Origin of the sequence: Marinomonas maritima (genome assembly GCF_024435075.2) — a bacterium.
Classification (GTDB): domain Bacteria; phylum Pseudomonadota; class Gammaproteobacteria; order Pseudomonadales; family Marinomonadaceae; genus Marinomonas; species Marinomonas maritima.
Genome location: NZ_JAMZEG020000005.1, coordinates 36,484 through 52,413 on the forward strand (window position 1 = coordinate 36,484; position 15,930 = coordinate 52,413).

The following is a 15,930-nucleotide window of genomic DNA, read 5'->3' on the forward strand; positions in this document are numbered from 1 at the left end:
CTGAATGTTAACTAACTCTTTTTTCTATCTAATGTATCTAGATGACTTAAGAATAAGGTAAAAATCTCAGACTGTGTTGAAGTGTCTAATCTGGCGTGAATGTTTTTCCGATGAACTTTAACGGTCCCGGCACTGATTCCTAGCTCGCTGGCGATGGACTTTGACGAGTGACCTTTGAGTAAGAGTCCTAGAATTTCCTGTTCACGAGTCGTTAATACACCGTGTGCAAAGCTTTTAAGTGCATATTTGAGTGGGCCTGAACTAGAGGCTCGTTCAACAAACTCCCCTGCTTGCGTCAACCAGAACTGACGAATCAACGCTTCCAATATAGGGAAGACGCTTTTCAAATTATTCAATTCTGTACGGCGAATCGATCCCACTACTTTTTGACGACCTAGTGAAACGGCACACGTTGTTGTTTTGTCTAATTCTACTAAGATATTAATCTCATCAACTAAATCAAAGTTACGGTAACAAGTTTGGTAGTACTGCGTTTCTTCAAATGAATCGGGTGCCATGTCAACCAAGCGATATACGCCTGGTGTAATACCTTGTTGGATGGCATTAAACAGAGGGTCTAGCAGGTAGGCTTGGTTTAAATACATCCTTAGAGTGTGGCTCTGTTCACTCGGGTTACTGGGATGAATTAAAAGCGGTTTTAGCGTTTTTTTGTACGTTACCATGATGATGGTATCAAAATAGCAAAGGTGACTAAGAGCGCTTTCTAAAGCAATGGGAAAACTAGGTACTCGAATGTGATTGGCGAGTGAGCCAAGGTCTTTCATTAGCTCGGGTAACGATAATTGTCCTCTAAGTGTATTGCTCGGCATCATGTTAAGTCCTTCCTCATGCACTGCTGTTTACAAGCAATGCATGAGCGTGCGCTGAACTTGCTTTTTTTTGAAAATATATAGAATGCAAACAACAGGCTACTTTTTTATTTGTGTGTGTCATTGAGATTAAATCGAGTTTTTACTCGGTTTTGTTCTCGTCTTTAAAATTGAACGTCTTGTATAAAATTTCCATCGACTTTTTCATTCTTTCTGTAGTAAAAATGAATACTTAACCTGAATGATTTTTCGGCTTATGAAGATTCAAAGTGCAGAGGTGCTGGCACTTTAAGTCATTCTTTATTAATACATATCAGTAAATTAGCTGAATGTGAAGAAAAGACGATATCTTTTTTAGAGTGATTTATATACAAGTGGTTTTATCTTTGCATATACCTACTCGGGGATAGTTACTCGCATCATTTGCTCGGGTTAAGGTAATTTATATCGGAAGAATTTGACTTTAATCCTATGAAAACAATATTAAAGTCGAATTAAAGCTCGATTATTAGATTAATGATGGCGCTTTCTTTCACAGTTAGACTAATTTCATAAGAGAACATTTTATGTCGGATATGTACGAAGGGAACAACGAGTTTGATCTGTTCATCACAGATTTAAACGGTAATCTACGCGGCAAGCGCATGCCCTCTAGTGGTTTAAAGAGCGTGATGACGCAAGGAGTAAAACTTCCTCAATCAGTGATTGGTTTTGATCATTGGGGTGATGATGTTCTCGATAACGGCATGGTTTTCGAGACTGGTGACAGTGATGGTTTGTGCTTGGCTGTCCATCCTGAGCCCATCTCTGTGCCTTGGGCTGAGTCTGCACGCGATCAAATTTTGGCCATGATGTACAACGTTGATGGCACACCATTTTACCCAGATCCACGCCAAATATTGACGCGAATTGTTAAGCGTTTTAAAGCGTTAGGTTACACGCCAGTGGTGGCAACGGAGCTTGAATTCTATTTATTAGATGGCCAGTCTGAAGCAAAGCGTCAACCTTCGCCTCCTATCATAGTGGAAGGCAACGGTGTGCGTTTGAATAAGACAGATTGCTACTCCATCGAAGAAATGGACGGTCTAGAAGGCTTTTTCGCGGAAGTGCGTAGAGCATGTGAAATCCAAGGTATCCCAGCAGACACTATTATTTCTGAGTTAGGCCCAGGCCAATTCGAAATCAACATGAAACACAGTAATGATGCCGTTCAAGCGGCAGATCACGCAATTATGTTTAAGCGTTTGATCAAAGGCGTTGCACGTCAGCATGACTTCGGTGCCACTTTCATGGCGAAACCTTATGCGGATAAGAGTGGCAACGGTTTTCATGTGCATTTTAGTTTGTTGGATGAGCAAGGTATCAATGTGTTCGACAATGGTACAGATGAAGGCTCCAGTTTGTTACAGCAGGCCGTTGCTGGATTATTGAACCATATGTCAGATTCCATGCTGGTGTTTGCACCACACATGAATTCCTACCGTCGTTTTCAAAATGGCGCTCACGCTCCAACATTTGCCAGCTGGGGGTATGAAAACCGTACTGTTGCAGTGCGTATTCCGGAAAGTGACAATGTGGCACGTCGTATTGAACATCGTGTGTCTGGTGCAGATGCGAACCCCTACTTAGTGTTGGCTGCCGTGTTAGGTGCTGCGTTACATGGTATCGAAGCCAAAATGTCACCGCCACAACCAATCGAAGGTGATGCGTATGCTATGTCAGAACATTTTGAACTTTTACCAAACCGTTGGGAATTAGCCACTGAGTCTTTTGCAGACAGCGCGTTCTTACGTGATTATTTAGGTGAAGAATTTGTGCGTGTTTACGGCGCAGCGAAAGAACAAGAGCAACAAAAAATACATGGCCGTATTTCCAATGTGGAATATGAAGCCTATTTATAAAACGCTTTGCTGATCAGAACTGCATTAGAAAATAGAGCCCGATAGAGGCTTTGCTTAAAATAAAAAACCACATCACAACTGGAACCAGTCAATGACAATTGGCTGATAATTGGAGAATCTTACATGAAACGCAATGTATTGAGTTTATTGATCGCTGGCGCAGCTTCTACGTTCGCTGTTAGCAGTTATGCAGAAGACGTTTTAAACGTTTACAACTGGTCAGACTATATGGCGCCAGGCGCTTTGGAGCAGTTTTCTAAAGAAACAGGCATTAAAGTTAACTACGATGTGTATGACAGCAATGAAGTTTTAGAAGCAAAGCTGATGGCTGGTGGTTCTGGCTACGATGTCGTCATGCCATCTAACTCGTTCTTTGAGCGTCAAGTTAAGGCGGGTGTGTATCAAGCAATTGATAAAAGCAAGCTGAGCAATTATGGCAATCTGGATCAAACCCTGGCTAAGCAAATTGAAAAGCATGATGCTGGCAACCTACATAATATTCCTTACGCTTGGGGGACGATTGGTATCGGTTACAACACCAAAATGATTGAGGAACGATTGGGTACTGCGGATATCGACTCTTGGGACATTTTATTTGATCCTAGTATCGCGGCTAAGCTGAATGATTGCGGTATCGCTGTATTGGATTCTCCAGCGGAAGTGATGTCGGTAGTCAATAACTATCGTGGTATTGATCCAAACTCAGAAGACAAAGATGAGTTGGTAGAATCCACCAAACTTATGTCTATTGCTCAAGACAATGTAAAATATTTTCACTCCAGTAAATACATTTCTGATTTAGCAAATGGCGATGTGTGTGTGGCAATTGGTTATAACGGCGATATTCTGCAATCGCAGAGTCGTGCGGAAGAAGCGGGCCAAGGTGTTGACATCAAGTTTGTCATTCCTAAGGAAGGCACTTTGGTATGGTTTGATTTAATGGCAATTCCTGCTGACGCGCCTCATCCAGAAGCGGCACATAAATTCATCGACTTCATCCTGAAAAAAGACATCGCTGCTGCGATCTCGAATTATGTTTTCTATGCAGTACCAAACACGGCCGCTGTACCGCTTTTAGATGAAGAAGTGGCGACAAATAAAGGTGTGTACCCAACTCAAGAAGTAAAAGAAAAACTGTTTGTGCAAGTTGCTCATGCTGCGCGTTTCGATCGCCTATTGACACGTGCTTGGACCAACATCAAAACTGGTCGTTAAGCAGCCTTCTGTACGTGGGTGACACGGTATAGTGTCACCCTTCTTGAATACTTATTACCATTCTGACAGGTGTTTTATGTCTGTGTCTTCTGTTTCTCCCATTGTGACCTCTCAATCGATGCCTGCTTGGCGTCAAAAAGACGCTGAGCCTTTTGTTCGTATTGAGCAAATCAATAAAGCGTTTGGCGATTTCACTGCAGTGAATAACGTCTCTTTGGATATTTATAAGAACGAACTATTTTGTCTACTGGGCGGATCGGGTTCGGGTAAAAGTACCTTGTTAAGAATGTTGGCGGGATTTGAATCCCCTACTTCGGGGCGTATTATCATCGACGGCGTGGACATGTCGAATGTGCCACCGTGGGAACGTCCGGTAAACATGATGTTTCAGTCTTATGCCTTGTTTCCACATTTAACAGTCGAAGCGAATGTCGCGTTTGGTTTAAAACGCGAAGGTTTGCCAAGCCATGAAGTGAAAAAGCGCGTCGCAGACATCTTAGACATGGTGCAATTGGGGCACCTATCTCGCCGTAAACCGCATATGTTGTCTGGTGGTCAGCGCCAGCGTGTGGCTTTAGCGCGTTCTTTGGTTAAGCGCCCTAAGCTGCTTTTGTTGGATGAGCCTTTGGGTGCGTTGGATAAGAAACTGCGCGAAGAAACACAGTTTGAATTGATGCGATTACAAGAAGAACTTGGTATTACCTTTGTCGTAGTGACTCATGACCAAGAAGAAGCGATGACGCTGGCAACGCGCATTGGTGTGATGAATAACGGCGTGATTGTCCAAACGGCTGAACCTCACGAAATGTATGAATACCCAAGCAATCGTTTCGTCGCGGAGTTCATTGGTAATGTGAATTTGTTTGACGGCACTGTGATCTCGGATGAGCGCGATAGCGCCTCGATTCAATGCGATGACACCAATGGCCTTATTTATTTGGATCACGGCATCAGCTGCGCGCCTAACCAAGTGGTAAACGTAGCGATTCGTCCTGAAAAAATGCGTATAGCACGCGAAGCATCCAATGCTGAAAATAACGCTGCAGAAGGGATTATTACGGAAGTGGCGTACATGGGGAGCCAGTCTATCTACAAAGTGCGTTTGCAGTCAGGGAAAGAAGTGCGTATCACGCAACCCAATTCTCACCGAGATACCGGTGAGCGTCTAACATGGGATGATCATGTATACCTATCTTGGGATGCCGACAGTAGCGTGGTACTAACATCATGATAAACGCACCTACCAATACAACACAGCCGACGCTGTTACAGCGTTTGCAAACCATGCGTCTGGGGCGCTGGTTTGTCATCCTAATGCCAATGTTGTGGTTGGCAGCGTTCTTTTTTATCCCTTTTTTGGTGGTGTTTAAAATATCGCTTTCAGAGGCAATGATTGCGGTGCCTCCCTACTCACCTTTATTGGAATGGGATCCAAGTAACGCCTACGCGACGTTAAAAGTCACCTTTGGCAACTATTTGTTTTTGTTTGAATCACGTTTTTACTTAGACGCTTATTTAAGCTCTTTGCGCATTGCCGCGGTGTCGACTTTTTTCACTTTAATCATTGGTTTTCCGATTGCTTATCTTATCGCTCGTAGTGGTCCGATGGCACGTACGATATTGTTATCCTTGGTTATTTTGCCTTTCTGGACGTCATTTTTATTGCGCGTTTATGCTTGGATGTCGCTGTTGAAAAAGAATGGTTTGGTCAACGACACATTGATGTCTTTAGGCTTGATTGATCAGCCACTGCAAATCCTACAAACGGATGTGGCTGTGTATATCGGTATTGTTTACACCTATCTTCCGTTTATGATTCTGCCGCTTTATACCACGCTAGAAAAAATGGACATGAGCTTGATTGAAGCCGCGAAAGATCTAGGTGCTAAGCCATGGCGAGCATTTTGTTCTGTCACTTTACCATTGGCGAAACCTGGCATCATCGCAGGTTGTTTGTTGGTGTTTATCCCTGCTGTTGGCGAGTTTGTTATACCTTCGCTGTTAGGCGGCTCAGATACTCTTATGATTGGACGTGTACTGTGGGACGAATTCTTCCTTAATCGAGATTGGCCTTTAGCGTCTGCTGTCGCGATCATTATGCTGATCGTCTTGGTCGGCCCCATTATGTTTATGCGAAATGGCAACAAGGAGGCAATGTAATGAAAGATCATTCCTTAGCTTTAAAGCTCAGTGCAGGTTTTGGTTTCTTGTTCCTATACGCGCCAATTGTTGCTTTGATTATCTACAGTTTTAACGAGTCTAAACTGGTGACGGTATGGGGTGGATGGTCACTTAAATGGTATGTTGAACTGTTCCGTAATGAACAGATTATGAACGCAGCCTGGGTGAGTTTAAAAATTGCGTTTATTAGTGCGACGCTTGCGTCGATACTTGGCACGATAGCGGGATTTGTTTTGAGTCGTATGGGCAAATTTCGTGGAAAAACCATGATGGCTGGTTGGGTGACGGCACCTCTGGTGATGCCAGAAGTGATCACAGGTTTGTCATTGTTATTGCTCTTCGTAGCAATGGAAAGCATGTTTGGTTGGCCTGCAGGTCGGGGTATGACGACGATTGTGATTGCCCACACAACGTTTTGCTTGGCGTATGTCGCAGTTGTCGTACAATCGCGTTTATCATCGATGGATGAAACGTTGGAAGAAGCGGCAATGGACCTTGGTGCAAAGCCTGTCTCGTTGTTTTTTCTGATTACGTTGCCATTGATTGCACCCGCGATACTGTCTGGCTGGTTGCTGTCGTTTACCTTGTCGCTTGATGATTTAGTGATTGCTAGTTTCGTATCTGGACCAGGAAACTCTACATTACCTATGGTGATTTTCTCTAAAGTGCGTCTTGGTGTCACCCCTGAGATTAATGCCCTAGCGACGTTAATGATATTGGTGGTTTCCATTGCTGTGATTGCGGCCATTTTCTTAATGCGTCGTCAAAATCGATTTCAAAATCCATAAGCGTTGTATTTTTGAGGTACGTTATTCATGAAAATAGGAATTCTTGCAGCGGGCATTACGCCTGATGTATTACGCTCTAAGTACCCTACTTATGCGGAAATGTTTGCTCAACAGATTGCGGCAATGGAGCCGGACTTATCGTTTGAGATATTCGATGTGCGTTTGGACGAATTTCCTGAAAGCATAGATTGCTGTGACGCTTGGTTGATTACAGGCTCTAAATCCGATGCTTATGGAGATGACCCATGGATCACGCGTCTGTGTGAGTTCATTTGTGAAGTGGATGCCAAGGACAAAGTACTGGTTGGCATTTGTTTTGGCCATCAAGTTATTGCCCGAGCATTAGGCGGGCGCGTTGCCAAATTTGATGGTGGTTGGGGCGTCGGCGTTCACCACTATCAAGTAGCAGAGAATGTTGCCACCCCTTTGGGCCGTAAAGACGTTGCTTTTTGTGCATTCCATCAAGACCAAGTGCTGGAAAAACCTGAAAAAATGATCAGCTTCCTTAGCAGTGATTTCTGCCAACACGCTGGTTTAATTTATAAAGATCGAATCTTGACTTTCCAAGGGCATCCGGAGTTTTCTAAAGCTTACGAAACAGAATTGCTTGACCTATACGACGGTGTCACCCTCACATCAGCGGTTGCTGCGAAAGCACGTGAAACCGTTGCGCAAGAAGAAATAGATAACCAACAACTGATGGCTTGGATTGGAAAATTCTTGAAAGGATAATGTTACATAACCACTAATGAGCAATCCCTGTAACGTATACACCAATAAGGCGCACCCGTCTCCGGATGCGCCTTTTGTAAGATTTTTATCCCTTTCCTTTCTTAAATACGGCTTACAACGCCGCTTTGATACTGTCTTCAATGGATGTTGTAGGACGTCCAATCAGTGTTGATAGATCTTTGCTGTCGTTGAATAAGGCTCCCTTTGACGCGCCGACATCAGAATCCGCTAATATGCCAGCAAAGCCTTCGGGTAAGCCCATGCCGACTAAAGCCTTGGTGTACTCTGCTTCTGGAAGGTTTTGATAAATCACGGCTTTGCCGCTGAGATGACTGATTGCTTGAGCGTATTCACTGAGAGTGAATGCATTGTCTCCTGCTAATTCGTATATTTTACCTGCTTGATTGTCACGGGTTAGCACGACTGCAGCCGCTGCCGCGTAGTCTGCTCGTGCTGCCGCAGAAAATTTGCCTTCACCTGCACTGCCTAGTACCGCGCCGTGCTCAAGTGCCATACCAATTGTTCCCGTGTAATTTTCAGAGTACCAGCCGTTGCGAAGCAATACATGCGGCACGCCAGATTCCGCTAATAGCTTTTCTGTCGCTGCGTGTTCTTCTGCCAAGATAAGCGATGAGGTATCTGCTTTTAAAATACTGGTGTAAGCGATGAGAGAAACACCTGCGGCCTTTGCTGCCTCGATGACATTTTTATGTTGAATTTCACGTTGACCGACTTTGCTAGAGGAAATGAGCAGTATTTTTTCTACGTTAGCGAGCGCTGTTACCAAGGTATCTGGTTGAGTGTAATCTGCTTGGCGAATGTGTACGCCTTTCTCGGCTAGGTCTTTTACACTGTCGATATTACGAACGGCTGCAACAATGTTGCTGGCGGCTGTTTTTTCTAATAAAGATTCAATGACCAAACGGCCAAGTTGGCCTGATGCACCTGTTACTAAAATCATGGTTTTCTCCTTTGAGTTTTAAGTTGATGAGAGTAGAATAAATCACTAACAAACTTTTAGTAAGTACATACAAAAAGGTAAGTATGAAGAAAAATCATTTAATTGAAGATCAACGAAAAAAGTCCGGATTATCAGCGCATTTTGAAAGAGGCGATGTATTTTCTGATCAGTGCCCTTCTCGGGATGTGTTGAAGCACGTGACGAGCCGTTGGGCTGTGTTGGTTTTACTGGCATTAAAAGGCGGTGAAACACATCGCTTTAGTGAACTGCGTCGTACTATTAATGGCGTAAGTGAGAAGATGCTTGCACAGACTCTACAAGCGCTAGAGCAAGATGGTTTTGTATTGCGAGTGGCATATCCTGTGGTACCACCTCATGTGGAATACAGTTTGACTGATAGTGGTATGCAAGTAGCGGAACATGTGGTCGGATTAGCAGATTGGATTGAAGATAATATCGCTACTATTTTAGATAATCAGTCTCAGCATATTGAAAAAATCAGTGCGTAATCGGTCTTGGTTGATCGCATTTTTATAGTGTAAATGAGGGTGTCAAAGCGATAAATAGAAAGTGAGTACTTACATATAATTACATTTTTTAACGTTTTTAAACCTCTGCCCTGATCTGCCCTACGCGAATTATTAGGGCTAGAGTTCTAGTTTATTCGATCAATAGACGTCGTCGTGACTGACTGTAAAAACAAAAAATTAGCCTTTTAAACGTTGACGATTTTTAAGCAAGATCACCATAAAATAAGCGCCTCCCAAAATCGCCACCATGGTTCCCGCGGCAAGATGATTAGGATAAATAACGGTTTGGCCGAGCCAATCGGACGCTTGTAACAGTGTGGCTCCTAATAGAGCGGACAAAGACAATTGCATGAGTACCGTTCGTGCTCCGAGTAAACTTGCTAAATGTGGCGCAACAATACTAATAAAGGCAATGGGGCCAAGCAATGCGGTTACTGTGGCGCATAACGCCGCCGCCAGCACTAATAGCAACACAAAGGTGGGTTTAACGGCGATACCACGAGCGGCTGCTGCCGTTTTCCCCATCGACATTAAGGTTAGCCAGCGATGCAAACTAAGAGTGATTAATATGAACACGCTGGAACAAATCATAAGCAGAATAGCTTGGTCTGGTGTCACTCGATAGGTTGAGCCCGCAAGCCAGCGCAAAATATCATAAATTTCTTCTGTACCCTTCATCAGGCTAAATTGAACAAATGTTTCTATTAATGCGGACAGTGCGACGCCTGTTAATATCATTGGCGCGGGGGCAAACCGAAATCGCTTGCCTAATAGAAGTAAAACAAACAGCGCACTCATACTGCCCGCAAAGGCGACAAGTGGCCCAAGTTCCCCTAAACGAATGCCTAAAAAAGTACTGCTGCCGACCAATGCGAGTACAGCGCCTGCAGACAAACCCAACAAGTCTGGGCTGGCTAATGGGTTGTGAATCAGGCGCTGCATAATGACGCCCGAGACGGCCATCGCGGCGCCAGCAAACAAACTAGCAGTAATTCTTGGCCAACGCAGTGGCCAGCTAAATTCATCAGGCCAGCGTAATTGATACTGGCTTTGTTCAATGTGTGACAGCACACCAATCATAATAACGAAGCAAAGTACTCCGATAATCATGATGAAACGATTACGTGAGAAAGGTTTTTTCCCATAAAGAATGTTGAAGTGACTGTTTTCTGTTTGGTGTAAGCGTTGTCTGATTAACCAAATCAATAACGGCGCACCGAGCAAGGCGGTTGTCAGACCTGTTGGAACAATATCCAATGTGAAATAGCTGATGAGCAAAGCAAGGTTATCCGCCGCGACCAGTAACGTCGCGCCGAGCAAGCTAGACCAACAGAGTTCTGATGTAGCGGTTCTTGCACCTAATAGACGCGCAAGATTCGGCGCGACCAATCCTAAAAAGCCAATAATACCCACCATGGTAATGGAAGCAGACAACATCCATAAACCAGCCAACATAAGCACTAAAAACAAGGCTGTGACATTAAGACCGCGACCTGATGCGGCGTTTTGTCCTAGTTTGAGCATCGTAAGCGGTTTACCGGCGTAAGCTAAAATGCCAATACCGATTAAACAATGTGGCCATAACCAGTGGAATTTATCCCAACCATTTTGGCTTAGATCCCCTGCTCCCCAGATAAACAGATTCTGCGCGTATTGATTGTTCAGCAAGATGAGCGCGGTCGTAATCGCGCCAAACAGTAAATTGACCGCCATCCCCGACAACACAATGGACAAGCCTGTCAGCTGCCTGACGCCACTGATAAGCAATACCAGAGCCAGCGCTAAGAGAGCACCCAACATGGCCGCCATGGCTTGATAGTGGGTTTGTCCTTCCGGCCAAAAAATAGCTAAAACAATCAGCCCGAGCCACGCGCCACTGGAAGTGCCTAATGTCACCGGAGACAACAAAGGGTTACGAGTAAGCTGTTGAATAACGCTGCCAATCAAGCCCATGACGGAACCCACCAGCAAGGCCATGACTAGCCTAGGTAAGCGAGAAAAAGCCCAATCCACTTGCTCGAAATCGGTTGATATATTGCCTTGTAAAATTAACCATTGGCTGTGAAAGCTTAGGTTATTATCGATTTGCAAAAAGCCAACCGATAATAAACATAAGACAAGAATCGCTGCGACGTTAGAAAACGATGACTTCATTGTTCATTCGCTACCTTAAGCAAAGCGTCTGTCATGGATTCCGCCAAATACTGCAAAGACATGGCGCCGCCGTATGTCCAAGTGGATTCGATTGACGCCACTTTATTCTGTTTCACAAAAGGCATGGCTTGCCATAAAGGCGATTTCGCTAGTTTCTCTTCTTGGTGAAAAGGTTGGAAATACAACACAACGCCTTGATTTACAGAGCGCAAAAACGTCAAACGCTTTTGCGCCAGACCCCATTGGCTGTTTTCTATCGTCATTGGGTTCTTAATACCCAGTTTTTCAAGCGCGTACTGTGGCATAGAGTTTCCACCATAAACATACGCCGACGTGGTATTGGCGAATCGCATCGTCACCACATCGGGTAAGCCATTCGGGAAGGCTCTTTCCAGTCTTTTTTGAAGTTCTAGAAACCTTGTTTCTCTTTGCGCTAATTTGGCCTTGGCTTGTTCTTCCTTATTCAATAACGTGGCTAATTTTAGAAACGCTTTATCTGCTTGTTCGGCGTTGTTGTGGTCTGCACGGTAGTTATCAAAAAAGACGACGGGAGCGATGCGTTCCAGTTTGGCTTGAATGTCTTTTTGTGCAAGGTTGATTAAGATGACATCGGGTTTGAGCTGCGCCAGCTTCTCTAAATTCGGCTCTGCGCGGTCGCCAATGTCTTGGGTTGCTGCTGGAATGTTAGGCACTCTAACCCATTCTGTGTAGCCTTTAATGTCTGAAATGGCGATGGGTGTGACCCCCAATTCGATGACGCTTTCGACTAACTCCCAACCGAGCGCGGCAACGCGTTTTGGTGTTTTGTTTACGAACGGGTCTAGCGAGTTATCTTGATGGTTTGTATCGCCATAGCCTAATGACGAAAAGCAGAAAGAAGCGAGCAAAAGGATTGTTGTAAAAAATGTTTTTGTGGAAGTGAGTGCTAACATACTAAAGCAACCTTACTATCATGTTGAGGGTGTTGAATAAGTGACATAGGAATACCGTAAAGTGCTTCTAAACGCTCTGGCTCCATGAGTTCTTTTGGTGAACCTTGAAAGAAACAACGGCCTTGTCGCATCGCCAGGATATGATCGGCGAACCGTGCCGCAAGGTTGATATCGTGAAGAATCACCACGATGCCCTGACCCGTTTCTCTATTGAGCTTTTGTAGCAGCGCCATGAGCTCATACTGATGGGCAATGTCTAATGCGGATGTGGGTTCATCTAATAACAAAACAGGCGATTCTTGCGCCAGCAACATCGCAATCCAAGCTCGTTGTCGTTCGCCGCCAGATAAATCTTCGATAAATTGATCTGCGTAATGGTTCATACTGACCTGTTCTATGGCGGTCGCTACAATCTTATGGTCTGCTTCTTGTAATCTTCCCCATGTTCCACGCCAAGGAAAACGGCCTAGTTGAACCAGTTCTCTGACGGTTAAGCCGGTGCTAGCGGGCAATGACTGAGGTAAAAAGGCAATTTGTTGAGCCAGCTTACGTTGTGATAATTGGCCTAAGGGGTAGCCATTAAAAGTCAGCTGACCTTGGTCTGGTACCAATTGACGTGCCAGACATTGCATTAAGGTGGTTTTACCTGAGCCATTGTGTCCAAGGATGACACACACTTTATTACTAGGAAGTTGAAGATTTGGAATATTCAGAATGTGTCGTTGACCTCGTTCAACACAAACGTGTGTTAGTTCAAACATGTAGCTCCTTGTTTGGCTTTAGTTTGCTTGGCCTTATGGGCACGAGGACAGTCTGCGCAGAGTGCACCATCAGCACGGCGAAAATGTAGGCAACAGGTACGACGAGTAAAAATGACTTTGTCTGTGTCCTGTTTTAAACGATTTAATATATTTGTCGGTAGATCTAGATACCTTGCCCACAATTGATATTCATTTTGAATATCAAAAAGGCTTGCTGATGCCCCAACGGCCGTTACCATGGTCGCCATAATCTGGTCGGCTAACAGCGCTTGATACAAGACTTGTTGTCCACCAAATTGATTGAGGTGGGCGGTTTGTAAGGCGTCAAATAATGTTTTGAGTTGTTTGGCGGTGTGTTGGACTAAGGCTTCATGCTCATCTGCTAGCCATTCACCATCGGGTAAAGCATAGCCAGCCACATAAGCTTGCTGCTGAGTTTGATGCAATCGTCCTAAACTGTTTGGAATGAGTTTGAGGTGATAGACGCAAATCAACGCCAAATAAATTGGTTGCCAGCAGCTTAATCCCCATGACCTTATGCGCCAATAAGGCGCACCCGCTTCCGGATGCGCCTTTTGCAAAGCGCTGTGTAAATTGGCTAAGAAGGGTTCCGCACAAGCCGCAGATAAAAGGTTTGGATCTTCTTCTAAGCCAGCACCTAGCTCAACCCCTTGTAAAGGCGCTAGATACTGTTTGCTCTCCAAGAAAAGACGGCTTAAATGTCTTTCCATCTTATTTACTCAACATGTTAGAACGCATAACGAGCGCTGACTTCGAAAGATCGCTGGTCGCCAAACCAACAATTAGATTCGTCATAACAACTGTAATAGGTTTCATCCAGCGCATTTGATATGGCTAATTTTACGCTGGCCCCTTTCCATTGAGGAGACAGCATGGCTAAGTCATAACCAATGGAGAGATCCACTAATGTGAAGGATGGTACTGTGTTGGAGTTCGCTGCGTTCAATTGCATTTGCCCAACATAACGCGCGCCTGCACCGAAGGATGCACCGGCCAATGCGCCTTGCTGTGGTGCATAGGTTATCCAAGTATTCAGCTGTTGCTCTGGCACCCAAATTGGTGTTTTTCCTTGGATACCGCTGTTGTCTTTGGTGACTTCCACATCTTGTCGTGTGTAAGCGGTTTTGATACTGACATCGCGAGTGATGGCTTGTTGAAGTTCTAGTTCGATGCCTTGTGACCGAACCTCACCAACTTGAATTTTGTCATAGGCTGAGCCATTTGGGTCGCGTGTTAAGACGTTACTTTTGACGATTTCAAATGCGGTTGCGGTAACGGCAATGTTGTTACGTTTGTATTTTAGTCCTGCTTCCCATTGGTCCGCGGTGGAGGTATCAAATGTATTGCCATTACGATCTGCTCCTGTGATGGGTTCAAAGCTTTGCGCATAGCTTACAAACGGAGCAATACCATTATCAAATTCGTATAGTGCGCCGATTCTTCCACTGAATTGGCTTTGGTCTACTTTGGTGTTTGTGTTGCTGCCATATTTGAGACCTTTTTCGGTTGCTTTAAAGCTATCGTAACGCCCACCAGCAATGAACACCCATTGATCTAGACGTATTTGATCTTGTAAGTAGAGGCCAAGTTGTTCCTTTTCGATAGTAAAGTCACTGCTGTAACCAGAGGCGGCAAAGTCGAGATTGCTTTTTACTATCTGATGGTGGTTTGGGTTATAAAGATCGATGCTTGGCGCGACGGCGTCTTCATATTCAATATCTGACGTGAGTGTTAAGTAGTCCACACCGACCAATACATTGTGTTCAGTATTGCCAATATCAAACACACCAGAGAATTGGTTATCGACATTCAAACCAGTTGACGCTTCATCAGTGAGGTATGCTCGACGATTTAATGTTCTTTCATCGCTGTCTAAACTTGTTGAATAGGTGTTTTCTTGGGCGGCTTTTGCCGTTGTAAATCGGGTATTTTGTAAAAAGCGCCACGTGTTATTGATGGTGTGGTCAAGTTTGTAACCCAGTAACAGCACGTCACGGTCATAGGTTTCCCAGTTTGCATCGCCTGCGTAACTATCGGAGGGCAATTTGCCGTTGATATTGTCGTAGACTGTGCCTTTTGAAGGCAACGCGGAATAGACGCCCATGCTTGGGTCTTGTTGGTAATACAGATTCAGGTTCAGTTGTGTATCGTCGCTTATTTTAAGATCAAGAGACGGTGCAATCATGATGCGTTTTTCATCCGAGGTCACCGCCTGCCCTTCTTTCTCGCGAATCAAAGCCACGACACGATAGTTCATCAGCTCATTCAATGCGCCCGTTGAATCGATGGAAACATCGCGTTTTTTATCGCTACCTAACGCTATTTCGACACTGCTTTGATCGGTTGATTGTGGTGCTTTACTGATGAGGTTCACCATACCGCCTGGTGGCATAGCACCGTACAGCGTGGACGTTGGTCCTTTAAACACTTCTATTTGATCCACAGCCGCCATGTCAATTTGTGGCTGTAAGTTCCAATCGTTATAGAGCAACTGCAGGCCATCATAGTACGCTTTGTCATTTTGGAACCCACGAATATTAAACAGATCCAAACGCGTTACTGCGCCGCCTCGTAATTCGGTATTAATCCCCGAAGAGTAACGCACTGCTTCCGCAACCGTTTCGATACCGCGCTGTTCTAAGCTGCCTGCATCGATAATAGAAATACCTTGAGGTGTTTCTTCTGGATCAAGTTGAGTTTTGGTGGCTGTATTTCGATAAGTCAGCCCTTTTACTTCTAAAGTACTTAACTGATCCTCATTAAGGTAAATTTCTTTATCTGTGCCTGTTGTTGTATCTGTGATATTCGCTGCCAATGAATAAGTCGATGCACTTGTGATCGCCAAGGCGAGTAATGTGGGAGGAAAGGACAAAGCCGTTTTCATTTTAACTCCGAGGATTGAATAAGTTTATAATTGAGAATGA

Annotated in this window: 14 protein-coding genes; 7 read left to right on the plus strand and 7 right to left on the minus strand. The window is 44.5% G+C overall.

What is annotated here, in order from left to right:
• Window positions 1-11: 11 nt before the first annotated feature.
• Window positions 12-833 carry a response regulator transcription factor gene (locus tag M3I01_RS17570; RefSeq protein ID WP_255897236.1) on the minus strand — a complete coding sequence of 274 codons (822 nt, stop codon included), beginning with the start codon at window positions 831-833 and terminating at the stop codon, window positions 12-14.
• A 563-nt stretch (window positions 834-1,396) separates the two neighbouring features.
• Here M3I01_RS17570 and M3I01_RS17575 point away from each other — a divergent pair.
• The 6 genes from M3I01_RS17575 (at window position 1,397) to M3I01_RS17600 (ending at window position 7,647) form a co-directional block, all read left to right on the plus strand.
• A complete protein-coding gene (locus tag M3I01_RS17575) occupies window positions 1,397-2,731 on the plus strand; it encodes a glutamine synthetase family protein (protein ID WP_112135420.1) in 1,335 nt (444 codons plus the stop codon).
• Window positions 2,732-2,854: 123 nt separating this feature from the next.
• Window positions 2,855-3,946, plus strand: a complete 1,092-nt coding sequence (locus tag M3I01_RS17580; RefSeq protein ID WP_255897237.1) for a polyamine ABC transporter substrate-binding protein — start codon at window positions 2,855-2,857, stop codon at window positions 3,944-3,946.
• A 76-nt stretch (window positions 3,947-4,022) separates the two neighbouring features.
• On the plus strand, window positions 4,023-5,177 hold the full coding sequence (locus M3I01_RS17585) for an ABC transporter ATP-binding protein (protein ID WP_255897238.1): 1,155 nt from the start codon (window positions 4,023-4,025) through the stop codon (window positions 5,175-5,177).
• Between the two features lie 53 nt (window positions 5,178-5,230).
• Window positions 5,231-6,106 carry an ABC transporter permease subunit gene (locus M3I01_RS17590; RefSeq protein ID WP_394358989.1) on the plus strand — a complete coding sequence of 292 codons (876 nt, stop codon included), beginning with the start codon at window positions 5,231-5,233 and terminating at the stop codon, window positions 6,104-6,106.
• Complete coding sequence (locus tag M3I01_RS17595) at window positions 6,106-6,915, plus strand: ABC transporter permease subunit (RefSeq protein WP_255897240.1); 810 nt, start codon at window positions 6,106-6,108, stop codon at window positions 6,913-6,915. Before M3I01_RS17590 ends, M3I01_RS17595 begins: the two co-directional genes overlap by 1 nt.
• A 27-nt stretch (window positions 6,916-6,942) precedes the next feature.
• Window positions 6,943-7,647 (plus strand): glutamine amidotransferase-related protein, encoded by a 705-nt coding sequence (locus M3I01_RS17600; protein ID WP_255897241.1) that lies wholly within the window; start codon window positions 6,943-6,945, stop codon window positions 7,645-7,647.
• Window positions 7,648-7,759: 112 nt separating this feature from the next.
• On the opposite strand, the gene M3I01_RS17605 is transcribed toward M3I01_RS17600, so the two are convergent.
• Window positions 7,760-8,608 (minus strand): SDR family oxidoreductase, encoded by an 849-nt coding sequence (locus M3I01_RS17605; RefSeq protein WP_255897242.1) that lies wholly within the window; start codon window positions 8,606-8,608, stop codon window positions 7,760-7,762.
• Between the two features lie 83 nt (window positions 8,609-8,691).
• Here M3I01_RS17605 and M3I01_RS17610 point away from each other — a divergent pair, with 83 nt between their 5' ends.
• On the plus strand, window positions 8,692-9,117 hold the full coding sequence (locus M3I01_RS17610) for a winged helix-turn-helix transcriptional regulator (protein ID WP_255897243.1): 426 nt from the start codon (window positions 8,692-8,694) through the stop codon (window positions 9,115-9,117).
• 198 nt (window positions 9,118-9,315) lie between these two features.
• On the opposite strand, the gene fhuB is transcribed toward M3I01_RS17610, so the two are convergent.
• From fhuB to M3I01_RS17635, 5 genes are read right to left on the minus strand one after another with little or no spacing between them, the layout of a single operon-like run.
• Window positions 9,316-11,292, minus strand: coding sequence for a Fe(3+)-hydroxamate ABC transporter permease FhuB (fhuB, locus tag M3I01_RS17615; protein ID WP_255897245.1), 1,977 nt, complete (start codon window positions 11,290-11,292; stop codon window positions 9,316-9,318).
• Complete coding sequence (locus M3I01_RS17620; RefSeq protein ID WP_255897246.1) at window positions 11,289-12,224, minus strand: iron-siderophore ABC transporter substrate-binding protein; 936 nt, start codon at window positions 12,222-12,224, stop codon at window positions 11,289-11,291. The genes fhuB and M3I01_RS17620 overlap by 4 nt, the downstream gene beginning before the upstream one ends.
• Entirely contained in the window at window positions 12,218-12,985 is a 768-nt protein-coding gene (locus tag M3I01_RS17625; protein ID WP_255897247.1) for an ABC transporter ATP-binding protein, read from the minus strand. The genes M3I01_RS17620 and M3I01_RS17625 overlap by 7 nt, the downstream gene beginning before the upstream one ends.
• A complete protein-coding gene (locus M3I01_RS17630) occupies window positions 12,973-13,716 on the minus strand; it encodes a siderophore ferric iron reductase (protein WP_255897248.1) in 744 nt (247 codons plus the stop codon). Before M3I01_RS17630 ends, M3I01_RS17625 begins: the two co-directional genes overlap by 13 nt.
• 17 nt (window positions 13,717-13,733) lie before the next feature.
• Entirely contained in the window at window positions 13,734-15,890 is a 2,157-nt protein-coding gene (locus M3I01_RS17635) for a TonB-dependent siderophore receptor (protein ID WP_255897249.1), read from the minus strand.
• Window positions 15,891-15,930: the final 40 nt, after the last annotated feature.

What these genes read in the sequence shown, in the direction of transcription:
- M3I01_RS17570 (WP_255897236.1), bottom strand. Translation starts at nt 833, where the DNA reads ATGATGCCGAGCAATACACTTAGAGGACAATTATCGTTACCCGAGCTA.
- M3I01_RS17620 (WP_255897246.1), bottom strand. Translation starts at nt 12,224, where the DNA reads ATGTTAGCACTCACTTCCACAAAAACATTTTTTACAACAATCCTTTTG.
- M3I01_RS17605 (WP_255897242.1), bottom strand. Translation starts at nt 8,608, where the DNA reads ATGATTTTAGTAACAGGTGCATCAGGCCAACTTGGCCGTTTGGTCATT.
- M3I01_RS17580 (WP_255897237.1), top strand. Translation starts at nt 2,855, where the DNA reads ATGAAACGCAATGTATTGAGTTTATTGATCGCTGGCGCAGCTTCTACG.
- M3I01_RS17595 (WP_255897240.1), top strand. Translation starts at nt 6,106, where the DNA reads ATGAAAGATCATTCCTTAGCTTTAAAGCTCAGTGCAGGTTTTGGTTTC.
- M3I01_RS17635 (WP_255897249.1), bottom strand. Translation starts at nt 15,890, where the DNA reads ATGAAAACGGCTTTGTCCTTTCCTCCCACATTACTCGCCTTGGCGATC.
- M3I01_RS17590 (WP_394358989.1), top strand. Translation starts at nt 5,231, where the DNA reads ATGCGTCTGGGGCGCTGGTTTGTCATCCTAATGCCAATGTTGTGGTTG.
- M3I01_RS17625 (WP_255897247.1), bottom strand. Translation starts at nt 12,985, where the DNA reads ATGTTTGAACTAACACACGTTTGTGTTGAACGAGGTCAACGACACATT.
- M3I01_RS17610 (WP_255897243.1), top strand. Translation starts at nt 8,692, where the DNA reads ATGAAGAAAAATCATTTAATTGAAGATCAACGAAAAAAGTCCGGATTA.
- fhuB (WP_255897245.1), bottom strand. Translation starts at nt 11,292, where the DNA reads ATGAAGTCATCGTTTTCTAACGTCGCAGCGATTCTTGTCTTATGTTTA.
- M3I01_RS17600 (WP_255897241.1), top strand. Translation starts at nt 6,943, where the DNA reads ATGAAAATAGGAATTCTTGCAGCGGGCATTACGCCTGATGTATTACGC.
- M3I01_RS17630 (WP_255897248.1), bottom strand. Translation starts at nt 13,716, where the DNA reads ATGGAAAGACATTTAAGCCGTCTTTTCTTGGAGAGCAAACAGTATCTA.
- M3I01_RS17575 (WP_112135420.1), top strand. Translation starts at nt 1,397, where the DNA reads ATGTCGGATATGTACGAAGGGAACAACGAGTTTGATCTGTTCATCACA.
- M3I01_RS17585 (WP_255897238.1), top strand. Translation starts at nt 4,023, where the DNA reads ATGTCTGTGTCTTCTGTTTCTCCCATTGTGACCTCTCAATCGATGCCT.